Source organism: Streptomyces sp. NPDC054961 (assembly GCF_053609145.1).
Genome location: NZ_JBSGWY010000019.1, coordinates 107648 through 122871, shown reverse-complemented (window position 1 = coordinate 122871; position 15224 = coordinate 107648). Strand labels below are relative to the sequence as shown.

The window sequence follows — 15224 nt, the reverse complement described above, 5'->3', positions numbered from 1 at the left end:
CAGGCTGGCATGTCGCTGCTACAACAGCCCCGGAAAACACGGTGAAGCGCAGCTGCGTAGGCCAAGCCCTGGCTTGGCGCGATGCGGTTCCTCGCTGGCACGCGAGCGGGAACGTGGGCGCGTTGCGTCAGCCCTGCGGATTCCGCCGATCCAAGAGCTGTTCCGCTGCGCGGCGTCGTGCGAGGTTGCTGTAGGTGATGGCGAGGTTGTTGCGGGCTCGGTGGGTGTCGGGGTGGTCGTCGCCGAGGAGGCGCTCGCGAGCGGTGAGGACCTGCTCTTCCAGCTGGAGCGCTTCGTCGTAGCGTCCGAGGTCGCTGTAGGTGACGGCGAGGTTGGCGCGGGCGAGGAGGGTCTGGGGGTGGTCGTCGCCGAGGAGGCGTTCTCGGGCGGTGAGGACTTGCTCTTCCAGTTGGAGTGCTTCGTCGTGGCGTCCGAGGTCGCTGTAGGTGGCGGCGAGATTGGCGCGGGCGCTGTGGGTGTGGGGGTGGTCGTGTCCGAGGAGGCGTTCGCGGGCGGTGAGGACTTGCTCCCCTAGTCGGAGTGCTTCGTCGTGGCGTCCGAGGTCTCTGTAGGTGAGGGCGAGGTTGGCGCGGGCGAGGTGAGTTTCGGGGTGGTCGTCGCCGAGGAGGCGTTCTCGGGCGGTGAGGACCTGCTCTTCCAGTTGGAGTGCTTCGTCGTGGCGTCCGAGGTCGTTGTAGGTGGCGGCGAGGTTGTTGCGGGCTCGGAGGGTGTCGGGGTGGTCGTCGCCGAGGAGGCGTTGGTAAGCGGTGAGGACTTGCTCCTTGATGTGGAGTGCTTCGTCGTGGCGTCCGAGGCTGCTGTAGGTGGCGGCGAGGTTGTTGCGGGCTCGGTGGGCGTCGGGGTGGTCGTCGCCGAGGAGGCGTTGGTAAGCGGTGAGGACTTGCTCTTCCAGCTGGAGCGTTTCGTCGTGGCGTCCGAGGCTGCTGTAGGTGACGGCGAGGTTGGCGCGGGCGAGGTGGGTGTCGGGGTGGTCGTCGCCGAGGAAGCGTTCGCGAGCGGTGAGGACGCGCTGCTTGAGTTGGAGTGCTTCGTCGTAGCGTCCGTGGTCGCTGTAGGTGGCGGCGAGGTTGTTGCGGGCGAGGTGGGTGTCGGGGTGGTCGTCGCCGAGGAGCCGTTGGTAAGCGGTGAGGACTTGCTCTTCCAGTCGGAGTGCTTCGTCGTAGCGTCCGAGGCTGCTGTAGGTGACGGCCAGGTTGTTGCGGGCGAGGTGGGTGTCGGGGTGGTCGTCGCCGAGGAGCCGTTGGTAAGCGGTGAGGACTTGCTCTTCCAGTCGGAGCGTTTCGTCGTGGCGTCCGAGGCTGCTGTAGGTGACGGCGAGGTTGGCGCGGGCGAGGTGGGTGTCGGGGTGGTCGTCGCCGAGAATGCGTTCGCGAGCGGTGAGGACGCGCTGCTTGAGCTGAAGTGCTTCGTCGTAGCGTCCGAGGCTGCTGTAGGTGACGGCGAGGTTGGCGCGGGCGATGTGGGTGTCGGGGTGGTCCGTGCCCAACAGCTGTTCGGCCGTGGTGAGCAGGTCTAGCCAGTGAATGAGTGCGGCGTGCGGGAGCCCGTTGTCCCGGAGGCTGTTGCCGGTGCGGAACAGCAGACCGTGGGGTTTGTCGTGCCAGAGGTGGTGGCTGGTGTGCTGGGTGAGGGTTTCGGTGTTGGTGCGCAGGACGGAGGCGAGTTCGCGGTGGTGCTGGTCGGGGTCGGGCCAGATGTCGAGCAGGGCATCGGCGGCGGTCCGCGCCAGATCGGCCTGCTCGGATAGGGGAGTGCTCTCGCGGGTGGCGCGGGCGGTGAGGGCGTGAATGCGGACTTGCTGGTGGGGCGCGCGGGTGTCGTAGGTGATCAGGGCGTAGCGGTGCAGCACGAGCAGAGTGGCGCGGACTTCCTCGGCGCCGGCCGGATGCGTCGTCGCGGCCGTGTCGCTGCCGTTGCTGCGGGTGTGGGTGAGGTGAGTCAGGACGGTTGGGGTGTTCCAGAGCGTGTGGGGATGACCGGCGGGGTCGAGGAGGGCTGCGAGTCGGAGGACGGAGCGGGCAAGCCCCCGTGGGGATGCGGTCTCGGCGGCGGTGAGGGAGAGGAGCAGGGTGGCGGTGATCTGCCGTCCGTAGTTCTCGGTGTCGGCCCAGGCGGGCATCGCGTCGTCGAGTTGCTGTTCGCGTCTGCGCAGCAGGGCGAGGTATTCGGCACAGGGGATCTGCTGGTTGAGGAGGTAGGCGGCAGCGTGCCCCAGGGCGAGCGGCAAGCGGCCGAGTTCCGCGGCGAGTTGGTCCTGGTGCCCGTCGAGGAGGTGGCTGGCGCCGTCGGTGGTCAGGCGGTGCTCGAGGTAGGCGACGGCTTCGGCGGGGGTGTAGACGTCGATGTCGACGCGGCGGCGGCCCTGCCCGGTCAGACGCCCGTCCTTGAGCCGGGTCGTCGCGAGTACCCAGCCCTGTCCGGCACGTCCGGACGGCCACCAGGGGGTGAGGGCACCCGGGTCGGTGACGTCGTCGAGCACTATGAGCCAGCTACGGGTGGTGGTGGCGAGCCAGTCCAGCAGCGCCCGCGCATCGTTCTCAGGGTCTTCGCCGTGGGCCGACGGGGCGTGGACCAGGCGCGCGGTCTGCGCGTAGAGGGTGATCAGTTGCTGGACGTCGGTGGCGGCGACCCACAGGACGAGGTCAGTGCCGGCGAGGGTGGCGTCGTGGGCGTAGGCGGCGGCGAGCTGGGACTTCCCCACGCCTCCTCCGCCCGAAAGCACCTGTGCCAGCACCGCGTCCCTGCCCGCCAGGCGGGCTTCGTCGATCGCCTCCCGCAGAGCGGGCCGCGGTTGGAAGGACGACGCGAGCAGGGGCGGCGCTCCCACGCGCAACGGCCATGACACCTCCGGTGCTGGAGGGAGGTGGAAGTGCTGGGTGGTGACACTGCTCCCCTCGCCGAGGGCGCTGTTGGTGATGTCCCGGCCGGCGGCCACCGCGTTCTCGGCCGCGGCCACCGACCCGCCCACGGCAGGCGCGATGCCAGGCGCAGCATGCGCTTCCTGTAGCCCACGGCCGTCGGTGCCGGTGCCGGTGCCGGTGCTGGTGCTGCCGTCGGTGTCGGGGGCGGCAGGGTGCCGGGCCGCCGACTGGCCGCCGGGCGTGGACCGGGGCTTCCTCCAGGGCCAGAGGAGGGTCACAGGACCTGGCTTCCGTCGCCGAGGGCGCTGGCGCTGACATCGCCTCCTGCAGCAGTCCCGCCAGGCTCGGCCACCACACTCCCCACAGCTCCCGCCGGGCCAGAACCGCTCGTCGCAGGCGGCGAGGCCGGAGGTTGCGTCCTCACCCGGGAGTTCGCCCCCAGCGCGCTTCCGGTGATGTTTCCGCCGACAGCGGTCCCACCCTGCCCGGCCCGGACACTTACCCCCGTCGGCGCCGCACCCTGCCCGATCAGAGAGACCATCGAGATGACCAGGCCCGCCGCGGCGAGGAATGCTCCGGCGAGGCTCGCGACCTTGTCACCGGTATCGAGGTCGAAGATCAGCACGACGGCGAGCAGACCCGCCGCGACCAGAGAGGTGACAGCCACCGCACCCCACACCGCGATCCGGGCCCTGCCCGTAACACCCGCCACAGCACGCTCCCCGCTCTTGCCGCCCCGGCCCCGGTCGGCCTGACGGTCCTTCACCGGCAGGCTAGACCGAGATCCGCATGGCGTCCCACGGTTCGTCCAGGTCAAGCCCGGCAGCCGCGTCCACGGAACCGCGTTGTGTAGGTGAATGGCGTTCACCTAGAGTGGTGAACGCCATTCACCTTCAAGGGGGTTTCGCGGTGCCCACTGATTTCCCGTCCCCGTCCCCGTCCCCCTCCGCCGATCGCCGCGTCATGGCCGTTCTGGCGGCCGGGGGTATCGTCACCACGCTGGTGCAGACCGCCGTCGTGCCGCTGCTGCCGCAGTTGCCTCGGCTGACCGGCGCGGCGCCGGTCGATGTCGGGTGGGTGGTCACGCTCACGTTGTTGACCGGGGCGGTCGCGACGCCGTTGCTGGGGCGGGCCGGGGACATGTACGGCAAGCGGCGGATGTTGTTGGTCGCGCTCGGTGCGCTCGTCGTAGGGTCGCTGGTGTGCTCGTTCGCCTCCACCCTCCCTTGGCTTTTGGCCGGCCGTGGGCTGCAGGGGGTGGGGGCCGCGGTGGTGCCGCTGTCGATCAGTTTCCTGCGGGGCGTGCTGCCGCCGCATCGGACGGGCTCGTCGGTGGCGCTGATGAGTTCGACGGTGGGGATCGGTGCTGCTCTCGGTCTGCCACTGGCCGCGCTGCTGGTGCAGTTCGCGGACTGGCATGCGATGTTCTGGGCGATGACCGTGCTCTCGGCGGCGGTGCTCGTGCTGGCGTGGTGGGTGCTGCGGGAGGAGCCGGTTCGGTCGCCGGGGCGGTTCGACCTGGTCGGGGCGTGCGGGCTGAGTGCGGGGCTGGTGCTTCTGCTGTTGGCGTTGTCCAAGGCGGGTGAGTGGGGGTGGGGTAGTCGGCGGGTTCTCGGTCTGTCGGGGGCGGCGCTGCTGATCCTGGCGGGGTGGACCGTCCAGCAGCGCCGGGTGTCCCGGCCGCTGGTGGACGTGCGACTCGCGATGCGTCCGGCGGTTCTGCTGCCGCATGTGGCCGCGTTGTTGGCCGGGTTCGCGTTCTACGCCAACTCCCTCGTCACCGCGCAGCTGATCCAGACGCCTCGGGTCACCGGGTACGGTCTGGGTCTCTCGGTGGTGACGGCGGGTGCGTGCCTGCTGCCCAGTGGTGTGATCATGGTGCTGTGCGCTTCCTTGTCCGCCCGGCTGTCCGCCGCCCGTGGGGCCAGGGCCACGCTGACCCTGGGCACGGCGGTCATCACGGCCGGGTACGGGCTGCGCTTCGCCGACAGTCGGCAGTTGTGGGCGGTCATCGCCGGTGCGGCCGTGGTGTCGGTCGGCACGGCGCTCGCCTACTCCGCGCTGCCCATGCTGATCATGCGGGCGGTGCCGCTGGAGCAGACCGCCGCGGCGAACGGCCTCAACGTCCTCATGCGCACCATCGGGCAGGCCCTGTGCAGCGCGGTGGTAGCCACCGTGCTGGCGCAGCACACCCGCGTGTTCGCCGGCGTGTCGGGCGTGGCCGTGGCGGCGCCTACCCTGGACGGGTACCGCGTGGCCTTCGCCGTGGCGGGGGCGGTCGCGTTGCTGGCCTGTGCGGCCGCCTGCCTCATCCCGCGCCAGCCGCGACCCGCGCAGTCCCCCCTCCAGGAGGCTGAACACGATGCCCGGCCCGAGCTCCGCCTCCCCCCGCAGCGGCCGCCCGCGAACGACGTTCAGGAACCCACCGGCACCGGTGCCGGCGCCGCCGACGCCCGGCCCCGCACCGGACCGGGCGGCACGACCGCGTGACGCCGACGCGCGGCGCGCGGAGATCCTCGCCGCCGCCCGGCGTGCGTTCGCGCGCCATGCCTACGCCGACACGACCATCGCGGCCATCGCCGATGACGCGGGCGTCAGCCCGGCGCTCGTGATGAAGTACTACGGCTCCAAGGAGCACCTGTTCAACCAGGTCTTCACCTTCGACGCCGACGCCACCGCCCTGTTCGACGCCCCTTTGGACGGCCTCGCCCGGCACATGGTCCTGCACCTGCTCGCCACCCAGCGCGGCCAGACCCGCGACCCGATCCTGCGCATCGCCTTCTCCCGTCACCACCTGGAACTCGGCGGACAGGCCCGGGCCAACTTCCGCACGCAGGTCATCGACGCCCTCGCCGCCCGACTCCCCGGGCCGGACGCCGCGCTGCGAGCGGAACTGGCCATCGGAGTGCTGCTCGGCCTCGGGGCCCTGTACGCGACCGTCCAGGCCGACCAGTTGACGAGCCTGGCTCCCGACGAAGTCGCCGAGCTGTACATCCCACTCCTGCAACCCCTGCTCGACGGCCAGGCCCCGGCGCGTCGCTGACCAGTACGTTCCCTGAACCACCGCGGCGATCTTCCACCCGGTGCGCTCGCTCGCGGCTCGCAGCTCGCAGCAGTGAATCCGGCGTCAGGCGTGCACGTTCCGACGCGCACGTTCGGACGCACACGTTCCGAACACGGGAAGTTCTGTGGCCAAGTGCTGCGGGGTCAGCGCCTACCGCACCCTTTCCGACCCCGAGAAGCTGGCTGCCTACAACAAGCTGGGCGGCCCGGCCGTCGAGGCCGGAGGCGGACGGCCGCTCGCCCGCGGCGTGCGGGCCGTGTGGCCGCCGCTGGTGTGGTTGCCGGCGAGTGTGCGGCAGGGTCAGCGGCCGGTGCTGCTGCTTGTGCAGTCCGCCTGTGGCTCCACTTGCCTGAGTTCGGCCAGGAGTTCGTTCTGGCCGACGAGGAGTTCGGTCAGGATGCGGCGGGCAGCACGGAGGAGGTCGGCTACATCGCCGCCGGCGAGGGCGTAACTGACGGTCGCTCCGTCGCGGATGGAGATGACGATGCCCGAACGGCGCAGGACCGCCAGTTGCTGAGAGAGGTTGGACGCTTCGACATCGATCGCGGCGAGGAGGTCGCGTACGGGTACGGGACCGTTTTGCAGGAGTTCCAGGACGCGGATGCGGACGGGGTGTCCGAGCATGCGGAAGAACTCGGCCTTCGCTTGGTAGAGGGGTACCTGCATTCCCATGGGTGCTCCTGTTGTTGCTTCAGACCTTGCCCGGGGCCGGGGGGCTTCCAGCCGGTCGGCCACCCATACGTTCGTGCGTGCGGGCCCACGCATGCCCGTGTATTACTTGTTTCGGATGTGCCGGATTGAAGAATTCTTCAACTCATGGGCATGCGTGGGCGTGAAAACGCCGGGGCTAGAGCTCCAGAGCGGACTCGATGCGCTTGAGCTGATGCCGGGCCATGGCCAGGTTGGACTTCGCCTTGTCCAGGACGACATACAGGAACAGGCCGCTGTTCCCGCGGCCCCTGAGCAGTCGAATCAGGTGATACTGGCCGCCGAGCGTGATCAACACGTCCTCGATCTCGTCCTTCAGACCCAGCATCTCCATGGTGCGGACCTTCGCCCGGATCACATCGGTGTTGCCCGCGGCGGCGACCGCGAGGTCGAGATCTTTCCCGCCACCGAGGGTCCCCAGCGCCATGCCGCTGGTGTAGTCCACGATCGCGGCTCCTAACGTGCCTTCGATCGAGGTCATCGTCTCCTTCAAGGAGACCTCCACGTTCGCCATCGGCGTCCGCTCCCTTGCTTCTACGGTCCACGTCCGGTGCGTATTTCCCCTTGCCACCAGACGACTTGTCGGCATCACGCTACCGAGCGTGCGAGACGGTGTGAGGAGAACGGTAGATTGCGCGGAATGTCCACACAGGCGGCCCGGGTCTGTGCTCGGTACGGCGACCGAAGGCGGCCATCCCCAGGCGGAGTGAAGGATCGCCCCCATCCACAGTCGCGGCCGACACCGTCCGCGGCGCCAACAGGGTCAGTGGCGCCGCCGCCGGTCCGCTACGTCATCGGCAGAGCGGGCGGCGGGCGGCGGGGCGCGGGCGGCGATGCAAGCTCATTGGCCGCTGCGGATCTTGTCGAGCTTCTCCGCGAAGGCCTTCGTCTCCGCGATCAGGTGCGCGCGGGCGTTCTCCTGGTTCTTGTCGCCCTGGTCTTTGAACGCGGCCGTGAAATGCGGCGCGAGTTGGGTCCACCAGCCCTGGTCCAGCATCGCCCAGGCCTGCGGGCACAGCGGGGCGCGGGTCTTCGGCAGGTAGCCGGCGCTGACTAGGGGGCTGTCGTACTTCTTCGGGTCGCTTCCTTCGAGGTAGCAGAGGAAGTTGAAGACCCGCGCCTGAGTGACGGGGTGATCGCTGGAGAGCCCTTCCAGGGTCGTCTTGCCCTCCTTGCGTGCGATCTCGTCGAAGACGAGCGCGGCCGCGAGCGAGGGAGCGGACCCGACCTCATTGACGGTGTAAAACGATGCGAACCCGTCGGCGGCGTCCTCCTCGAGTCCCAGGTTCGCCAGCATGAGCTGACGCTGCAGGGCGTGGCCCAGTTCGTGGCCGAAGATGAACTGGGTCGCCAGCGCGGTCAGGCCGTCGGCGTTGTACTTGTCCTGGGGGAACACGGCGGGACGCTCGACGGTCTTGGCCACGTTGGCGGCGACCCCCTGGACCTGGGTGAGGAACTCCGGGGGCACGTAGATCGTTCTGCCGTCGGGCTGGGTGACCGCATCTTCGACCCCCGGCGGAACCTTGTCGGTGACCTTCACGACCAGGTCGTGCGGGAGGGCGAGTGACTTGTTCACCCATTCGGCGGCCTGCTCCAGGACGCGGGACTTCCGGACCGCCTCGACGGCCCGCCGGTCTTTCGCTGTGGTCGCGTCGTCCTCGTAGACGACCGTGACCTTGCCTTTCGCCTCGTCCTCGTCGCCGCCGCCGCAGGAGACGAGCGCGAAGCCGACGGCGAGGAGCGCGCCCGCCACGGCGGTCCGCACTCCGGTCGCATAGCCACCACTGCTCACGGCCCGATTATTTCGTCCCGACCCGCTGGCCGACGTGCGACACCCCGCGGCGTTCGGGTGCCTGATGCTCTCCCACGATGATGCGGACGTCTGCGTGACATCCGTCGGGCGGAACCCGCCGCACGCAGGGGGCGCCGGCCCGCGCCACGGCCGGGAGGAGTTGAGCTGACGAGCCGGTCAGGCCGTACGGTCGCCGAGAGCCGTCACGGCGGCGAGCAGCCGGTCCCAGAACGGGCCCGTTTCCAGCCTGAGCGCAACCTGCGCGTTCACCGGTCGCCCCGTGTACCGGTGCAGATCCACGACGGTGGCACCCCGGGTGTACCGGCCGTTCAGTTCGACGACGACATTCGCATCCACGCAGTGCACGATGCCCGGGTCGATCACCCGGGCGACCGCGACCGGATCGTGCAACGGTGGGGCCTGGAACCCCCACAGCGTGCGATAGGTGGAGGCGAAGAAGGTCAGCAGCTCCGCGCAGATGCGTCCCAGGTCGGTGCCCAAGCGCTCGAAGCGCGTGACGACCTCGGGTGTGGCGAGCGCTTGGTGGGTGACGTTCAGGCCGCACATGGTGACCGGAACGCCACTGCGGAACACGATGTCCGCGGCCTCCGGGTCCGTTTGGACGTTGAACTCGGCAGCCGGCGTCCGGTTGCCCCGCTCCGCCGAACCGCCCATGAGGACGATCTCCCGGATGCGGGTGGCCGCATCGGGATGACGGGTCAGCAGCAGGGCGATGTTGGTCAGCGGCGCCGTCGGTACGAGGGTGACCGGCTCTGGGTGGCCCGTCAGGAGCCGGTACATGAGGTCCACCGCGTGTTCGGGCACCACGCCCACGGTGGGTTCGGGGAACAGCGGCCCGTCGAGGCCGGACGCGCCGTGCACGTCGGCCGCGACGTTCAGCTCCTGGACCAGCGGTTTGGCACAGCCGGCTGCGATGGGCACATCGGTGATGCCCGCGACCGTGCAGACGCGGCGCGCGTTGAGCGTGGTCTTGGCAAGCGTCTGATTCCCCGCGACCGTGGTGATGGCCAGCAGATCGACTGCGGGGTCACCCGCGGCAAGCATGATCGCGAGGGCGTCGTCGTGTCCGGGGTCGCAGTCCATGATGATCGGTACGGGCACGTACTCTCCAGCGGAGGCGTCGATCCCGCCATTGTGCCGCTCCGGCACCCCCGTGGCCAGGAGGCTTTCGGGCGGGGTGCGGGGAACCCCAGGACGTACGCGCGCCGCACCGGTCGGGAGCTGGGCACCGACCCGCTCCGTCGTCGCTGGCAATACTCCTCGATGGGAGCCCGTGCCTCGTCGGACAAGGCCGGTCCGTCCTGAGGCCCGCCCGCCCGCCCGCGCGACCGGCGATCAGGCGTTTCTGCGGCGTGACCTCGGTGATGCGGCCTTCGTCGACGCGCGAGTGGTAAGGGGTGCTGATCCCCAGGGGGTGAGCGGGAGCCGGGTGGTGGCGAGGAGGGCGCCGCGGTGGGGCTGCGCGTGCACCTCAGCGGGTGAAGCCGCTGCACTGGGTCAATTCGCCACCCTGCCGGACGCTGTACTGGGCCGGCGGCACATTCATGACCTGGAAGCCGCCGTTCTGGGCGATCTCCACTGTTCCGCCGAAGCCGGCCGACCCGAACACGTACGCCGGGCCCGGGGTGAAGCCGCCGCCGGAGAGGTGCACCTTTCCGTTGTCGAGCACGCCGGAGACGGAACAGGTCGCGGCGGGGGCCGCAGCCGGCGGGGACTGGGAGTCCGCCGCGAGGGCGGCGGGGGAAGCGACGAGCGAGGCGGCCGCGAGGGGACCGAGGACGAGCAGACGTGTGCGCCGATTCATGGGCTTTCCTCACGCTCGGGAACAGAGTGGCGTCCCCCCGCCCACGGCGACACCCCTGGCCGCGCTCCGCGAGCGCAGAGCCGTCCCCCCGCCGGAGATGGGGGCGGCGACCGCCCGCGAGGTCCGCCTTCCCATCGTCACCCCGCGCGCTGCGCGGTGCGACCGGGAACAGCAAGACAATGACGTGCAGGTCACGGAGACCTCCCAACCCGGCCCCCCTGGGACCCGGCCGCTTTCGAGCGGGCCGCCGCAGCTTTGCGTCATTGACCGTGACGGCACCTGTCGCCGGGCCGCGGTCCGCGCGAGTTCCTATGCTCGAAGCAAGCGGGAATCGGTACCAAGCGAAGGAGGCGGACGGCATGACCGACACGACGGACGCGCGCGACGCTGACCGCGCGCTCAAGGCGAAGCTCCGGGCCGTGTGGGCGCTCGGCGACTACCCGGCGGTCGCCAAGGAGGTCGTCGGGGCCCTCGGACCCGTCCTGGTCGAAGCCTGCGGGGTGAAGCACGGTGACCGGGTGCTCGACATCGCCGCAGGGTCGGGGAACGCCGCCATTCCGGCCGCGCTGGCCGGCGGCGACGTGATCGCCTCCGACCTCACGCCCGAGCTGCTGGAGGTGGGGCAACGGGATGCGGCGGCGCGCGGCGCCGAGCTGCGCTGGCAGGTGGCCGACGCCGAGGCGCTGCCCTTCGCTGACGGAGCGTTCGACACGGTCATGTCCTGCGTCGGGGTCATGTTCGCCCCGCACCACCAGGACACCGCCGACGAGCTGCTCCGGGTCTGCCGGCCGGGCGGCACCGTCGGGCTGATCAGCTGGACTCCGGAGGGGTTCATCGGACGGATGTTCACCACGATGAAGGCATATGCGCCATCGCCGCCCCCGGGGGCGCAGCCGCCACCCCTGTGGGGAAACGAGGAGCACGTCCGTGCTCTCCTCGGTGACCGTGTCACCGGGGTGGAGGCGCGACGGCAGACGGTCCGCGTGGACCGCTTCGCGAAGCCCGCCGACTTCCGCGAGTTCTTCAAGGCCACCTACGGCCCGACGATCGCGGTCTACCGGAACATCGCCGATGTTCCCGAGAAGACCGCCGCCCTGGACCGGCACCTCGACGAGCTGGCGGCTGGTGCGCTCCGGGACGGGGCCATGGAGTGGGAGTACCTCCTGTTCACCGCGCGCCGGAGCGGCGTGGCGCCCGATTAAGTTCTGCAACGGGATTCAATTGCTGCCGGATCACCTTCCGGGGGGCGCCGGGTCAGGTGCTGGGCGTGGGGCCCGGCACAGGTGGTGTGGCCGGGGGAGTGGCGGCCAGTGGGGCAAGGCCCCAGGCACGTCTGACACGGTCGACGAGGGCGAGGGTGCTGTACGGGGATACGGCCAGTTCCAGGCGCATGTCCGCCAGGCGTTGGACCGAGCCGTCCGGGTCGGTCCGTTCGACGTCGTCGCTGCGCTGGCTGAAGTCCGCAGGGGTGAAGATCTGGAGCAGGGTGAGCACGTAGGCGACGTACGCGCGGGCCTCGGCGACCAGCGGGCGTGTTGCTTCCGGCAAGGCCGCGTCGCCCGGCCCGGCAGTTCCCGGCACGACAGGTGCCGCCGGTGCTGCGAAATCCTTCAGGGCGCGTACGAGCGCGTCGCCCTGTTGCGGGCGGGCAGGGTCCAACTGCTCCATGAGGAGCCGGTAGCCGACCATGACCGGCGCGGTCTCGGCTGTCCACGGCTGGGCGGAGAGCAGGGTACGGAAGCCGGCCAGCGTGTCGGACAGCTCTTCCGCCAGCATGACCAGTGCGATGTCGCGCAGTTCCACGTACGGGGTGTTCTGGCGCAGCTCGACCAGGCCGAGCGCGTAGCGGATGAGGTCCCGCGGGATGCCTCCGGACAGGGCGTGGGCGAGGATCGCGTACGGCAGGGGCAGCCCGGGCACCCGTGCCTTGAGGATCACCACCGATTCGGTGGGCGTCATCGGGCGGACGTGGACGACGTCGTCGAAGGCGCTGTCGGTGCTGTCGCGGTGCGGCATGCCCCGACGTACGAACCCCGCGCTGACGTCCTCGGCCACCGACACCAGGCAGTAGACCCGGGGCACGCCGAGGATCGCCTTGACCTCGCCGAGGAACGTCCGCGCCTGCGCCGGGGTGGGCATCCGGTCCAGCTCGTCGATGCACAGGAATACCCGCCCGTCGCCCTGATCGCCCAGCTCCTGCGCGATCGCCTCCATCAGCGCACGGAACTCCGCGACCAGTTGGGGGAAGTTCGGCGGCACGCTGGAGAGGGTGGAACCGTGCGCGCTCCCGAAGGGCGTTCCCGGAGCGAGGTTCAGTGCGGCCGACGTGCCCTGGACCGTGCGGAGCCGGAAGAGCTGGTCCAGGCAGCGCCTCGTCAGGTCGCTCTGCTTCGCGTGCCGCTTGCGCCGTTCGAAGGAGCAGCGGACGAGGAGCAGCCCGAGCAGGAGCACCGCGAGCCGGCCGGGGTTTTCGGGGTCGGTTACGGCCGGCCGGGTCGCCGGGGAGAGCTCCAGGCACGCGATGCAGGCCAGACCCCCCAGGGTGATCGCCACCAGCAAGCGGTCGCGGACGGTCAGACGTCGCCGGAAGTCGCACAACGTGACGAGCAGGAAAACCAACAGCGGCAGCATCAGCGAGGCGAGGAGCTCTGTCACCCCGTTCCGGGGCGCGCCCGGCCGGCTGGTCCAGCGAGTCTGGTCGGGCACGAGGTCGACAGCGTCGTACACGGCCACCAGAACGTCCAGGACCGGCGCCGCGACCAACAGCCAGCCCAGTGCCCACAGCAGCACCCAGCCGGTCCGGCGCTCCTCCCTCAGCCCGAGGAACCTTCGCAAGCGCCCCGGCGTACGAAGCCCCCACATCAAGAGGCTCGTCCAGGCGGCCATCAGGCTGACTACGACGTACTGACCGTGCCAGAGTCCGTCCACCACGTGGGTGGCATCCTGCGCCACACCCGCCGCGAAGGACATGAGGCCCGAACGGCGGCCGTCCCTCCAGACACGTACCGGCACGGCCGTGCCCAGGACGAGCAGGGCCGCGGCGGGCAGGGCGAACAGGAGCCACCGCACGGCGCGGTGGGCCAGGCCCGCGCTGCGGCGGCCCAGCCGTACGAAGCCCGACAGCCGGGTGAAGTCGGGCACGGGCTGCCCACTCCGCCGCAGGTACTGCTCGCACACGCCGGCCAGACACGACAGCAGGAAGTCGTACGGGGTGTAGGCGGCGGGTACGGCGACGCGGATCACCAGGTCGGGCTCCGCGGCTTCCGCCGTCGCGGGCCGGAGCAGACTGCTCACAGCGTCCAGGAGGCTGGTCTTGCCCACGCCCCGCGGGCCGCTGAGCGCGATGGTGCCGCCGTCGATCAGACTCAGCTTTCGCGCCAACTGCCCCGCGCACAGGCTCCGTACGAAGAACCGGGAGTCCCGCCGCGCCCGCAGCCCGTGGTAGCCGTCGTACACGAGCACGGAGTGCGGGTCGTCGCCGAGCAACGCCTCGATCACCTCGAGGAGGACCTGGCGCATGCTGCGGGCAGTGAACTCCGCCGCGAGCCGCCGCAGGGCGTCGTCGACGTCGTGGGTGCTCGCCCACACCCCCAAGCGGCAGCGGACGTAGACGGGCATGCTGCGCAGCTGCCGACGTGCGCGAGGGCGGCGCCACAGCCAGGCGCTCACGGCGGATGCGCCCGCCGCCGCCACCACCTGCGAGGTGGACCAGAAGCCGCCGGACCCGTTCAGGCTGGCGAGCATGCCGAGCATGACCAGGAGGGTCGCCACCGTGGCCGGTTCCAGCCCGAGCCGGGCCCGGGCGCGCGCCAGGCGCCGCCGGAGTCCCGTCCGCCTGTCCAGCGCCGAGCCGACGGCCTCGTGCTCGGCCCGCGCGAGCAGCAGAACCCGTTCCACGGCCGCGGTCTCGTGCATGGCCGCGCGCACCGCGTCGGCCGTGACCTCCGGGCGGATCTGCAGCCGGTCGACGACGGCCGGTTCGGCCAGGAGCTCCTCGACGCCGTCCCGGTAGACCGCGGCCTCCGCCGCATAGCGCCAGCCCCGGAAGGGCGGGAGGGGAACCCCCGCATCCGGTAGGGCCGCCTCCGGCGGTATTTCGATGGTGGTCACTCCTCGGCTCCTCACCCACGGCGCAGCCCGGCGAGCGTAGAACGACGGACCCGCCCCGCGCAGACGAACCCCTCATCCGGGCGGCGCGGCTGGACCGATGTGCGAATGGCGGCGAGCAGAAGATCTCGGCCCACGTCTCTGTGCGACTACTGTGCTGCTGGTAGATCGTCCCGACACGAAGTGAGCTGAGTTGTGCTGACCCCTACGCACCCGCCATAGGTACCTCTGGAAAGCCCAGAGGGCCTTACGGAGGCTCTCGATGTCCCGAACCGTCCGCACGATTCCCAGGCAGCTCCGCGTCAGAGTGGGCGCATCGGAGTCCATGTCCCTGTATCACCTGCGCTATGCGAACGCCGAACTGGTTCGCGCCGCCCGCGAAGGCCGTCGCCCTGCCCCGACGAAGACGCTGCGCCGGATCACCTCTTGGCATTGCATGGCGTTCTCCTGCAGGAACGGCTGGCTCTCCGCCGAGATCGCTACGGTTGAGGGCCGCGCCCGGCTCCAGGGCCGACTCGAGGCACAGCGGATCCGCGGACTGCACCACGCCGGCCACGACCTTGACGACGCAGACATACCTCCGGTCCGCCACCGTCATGGTGGGCTCTGGGATGCCTGGTAGAGGCGAAGCACCCGCTGCGCGTCCGTCGGTCAGCTCTCACCTACACGGTGAGCAGGCCGCTGAACCGGCTGACCGCCCTGAACAGCGTCCGGCTTGGACAGCCACCGGTGACGTCAACGCCCCGGCCCCCGCCTCGCCGCCGCCCGGGCCCGGGCGGTACGGGCTACGGGCCCCCGGGGGCTCCGGCGGGAACACCCCGCGGGGAACCCCCACCCGGCAGCCGC

Annotated in this window: 11 protein-coding genes and 1 pseudogene; 4 read left to right on the top strand and 8 right to left on the bottom strand. The window is 70.6% G+C overall.

Going from position 1 to position 15224, the window contains the following annotated elements; genetic code table 11:
• Nucleotides 1-127: 127 nt before the first annotated feature.
• Nucleotides 128-2989: a tetratricopeptide repeat protein gene (locus ACWF9Z_RS19040; RefSeq protein ID WP_453603509.1), complete on the bottom strand. Its 2862-nt coding sequence runs from the start codon at nucleotides 2987-2989 to the stop codon at nucleotides 128-130.
• A 167-nt stretch (nucleotides 2990-3156) separates the two neighbouring features.
• Nucleotides 3157-3648: a hypothetical protein gene (locus ACWF9Z_RS19035; RefSeq protein WP_453603507.1), complete on the bottom strand. Its 492-nt coding sequence runs from the start codon at nucleotides 3646-3648 to the stop codon at nucleotides 3157-3159.
• Nucleotides 3649-3845: 197 nt separating this feature from the next.
• Between ACWF9Z_RS19035 and ACWF9Z_RS19030 the strand changes: the two genes are divergently transcribed.
• From ACWF9Z_RS19030 to ACWF9Z_RS19020, 3 genes and pseudogenes are all read left to right on the top strand, one after another.
• On the top strand, nucleotides 3846-5372 hold the full coding sequence (locus ACWF9Z_RS19030; protein ID WP_453603505.1) for an MFS transporter: 1527 nt from the start codon (nucleotides 3846-3848) through the stop codon (nucleotides 5370-5372).
• Nucleotides 5317-5925, top strand: a complete 609-nt coding sequence (locus tag ACWF9Z_RS19025; protein ID WP_453603503.1) for a TetR/AcrR family transcriptional regulator — start codon at nucleotides 5317-5319, stop codon at nucleotides 5923-5925. Before ACWF9Z_RS19030 ends, ACWF9Z_RS19025 begins: the two co-directional genes overlap by 56 nt.
• A 145-nt stretch (nucleotides 5926-6070) precedes the next feature.
• Nucleotides 6071-6205, top strand: a pseudogene (locus ACWF9Z_RS19020) (DUF1330 domain-containing protein); the annotation flags it as partial.
• A gap of 41 nt (nucleotides 6206-6246) precedes the next feature.
• On the opposite strand, the gene ACWF9Z_RS19015 reads toward ACWF9Z_RS19020, so the two are convergent.
• From ACWF9Z_RS19015 to ACWF9Z_RS18995, 5 genes are all read right to left on the bottom strand, one after another.
• A complete protein-coding gene (locus ACWF9Z_RS19015; protein ID WP_453603538.1) occupies nucleotides 6247-6612 on the bottom strand; it encodes an ArsR/SmtB family transcription factor in 366 nt (121 codons plus the stop codon).
• 181 nt (nucleotides 6613-6793) lie between these two features.
• Nucleotides 6794-7168, bottom strand: a complete 375-nt coding sequence (locus ACWF9Z_RS19010) for a hypothetical protein (RefSeq protein ID WP_453603501.1) — start codon at nucleotides 7166-7168, stop codon at nucleotides 6794-6796.
• A 327-nt stretch (nucleotides 7169-7495) separates the two neighbouring features.
• Nucleotides 7496-8446, bottom strand: a complete 951-nt coding sequence (locus ACWF9Z_RS19005; protein ID WP_453603499.1) for a DUF4344 domain-containing metallopeptidase — start codon at nucleotides 8444-8446, stop codon at nucleotides 7496-7498.
• A gap of 177 nt (nucleotides 8447-8623) precedes the next feature.
• On the bottom strand, nucleotides 8624-9568 hold the full coding sequence (locus ACWF9Z_RS19000) for a nucleoside hydrolase (RefSeq protein WP_453603497.1): 945 nt from the start codon (nucleotides 9566-9568) through the stop codon (nucleotides 8624-8626).
• A gap of 370 nt (nucleotides 9569-9938) precedes the next feature.
• Entirely contained in the window at nucleotides 9939-10271 is a 333-nt protein-coding gene (locus ACWF9Z_RS18995; RefSeq protein WP_453603496.1) for a hypothetical protein, read from the bottom strand.
• A 359-nt stretch (nucleotides 10272-10630) separates the two neighbouring features.
• On the opposite strand from ACWF9Z_RS18995, the gene ACWF9Z_RS18990 reads away from it, so the two are divergent.
• Entirely contained in the window at nucleotides 10631-11473 is an 843-nt protein-coding gene (locus ACWF9Z_RS18990) for a class I SAM-dependent methyltransferase (protein WP_453603494.1), read from the top strand.
• Between the two features lie 52 nt (nucleotides 11474-11525).
• Here ACWF9Z_RS18990 and ACWF9Z_RS18985 read toward each other — a convergent pair whose 3' ends face one another.
• Nucleotides 11526-14381, bottom strand: coding sequence for a hypothetical protein (locus ACWF9Z_RS18985; protein WP_453603493.1), 2856 nt, complete (start codon nucleotides 14379-14381; stop codon nucleotides 11526-11528).
• Nucleotides 14382-15224: the final 843 nt, after the last annotated feature.

What these genes read in the sequence shown, in the direction of transcription:
- ACWF9Z_RS19030 (WP_453603505.1), top strand. Translation starts at nt 3,846, where the DNA reads ATGGCCGTTCTGGCGGCCGGGGGTATCGTCACCACGCTGGTGCAGACC.
- ACWF9Z_RS19015 (WP_453603538.1), bottom strand. Translation starts at nt 6,612, where the DNA reads ATGCAGGTACCCCTCTACCAAGCGAAGGCCGAGTTCTTCCGCATGCTC.
- ACWF9Z_RS19010 (WP_453603501.1), bottom strand. Translation starts at nt 7,168, where the DNA reads ATGGCGAACGTGGAGGTCTCCTTGAAGGAGACGATGACCTCGATCGAA.
- ACWF9Z_RS18995 (WP_453603496.1), bottom strand. Translation starts at nt 10,271, where the DNA reads ATGAATCGGCGCACACGTCTGCTCGTCCTCGGTCCCCTCGCGGCCGCC.
- ACWF9Z_RS18990 (WP_453603494.1), top strand. Translation starts at nt 10,631, where the DNA reads ATGACCGACACGACGGACGCGCGCGACGCTGACCGCGCGCTCAAGGCG.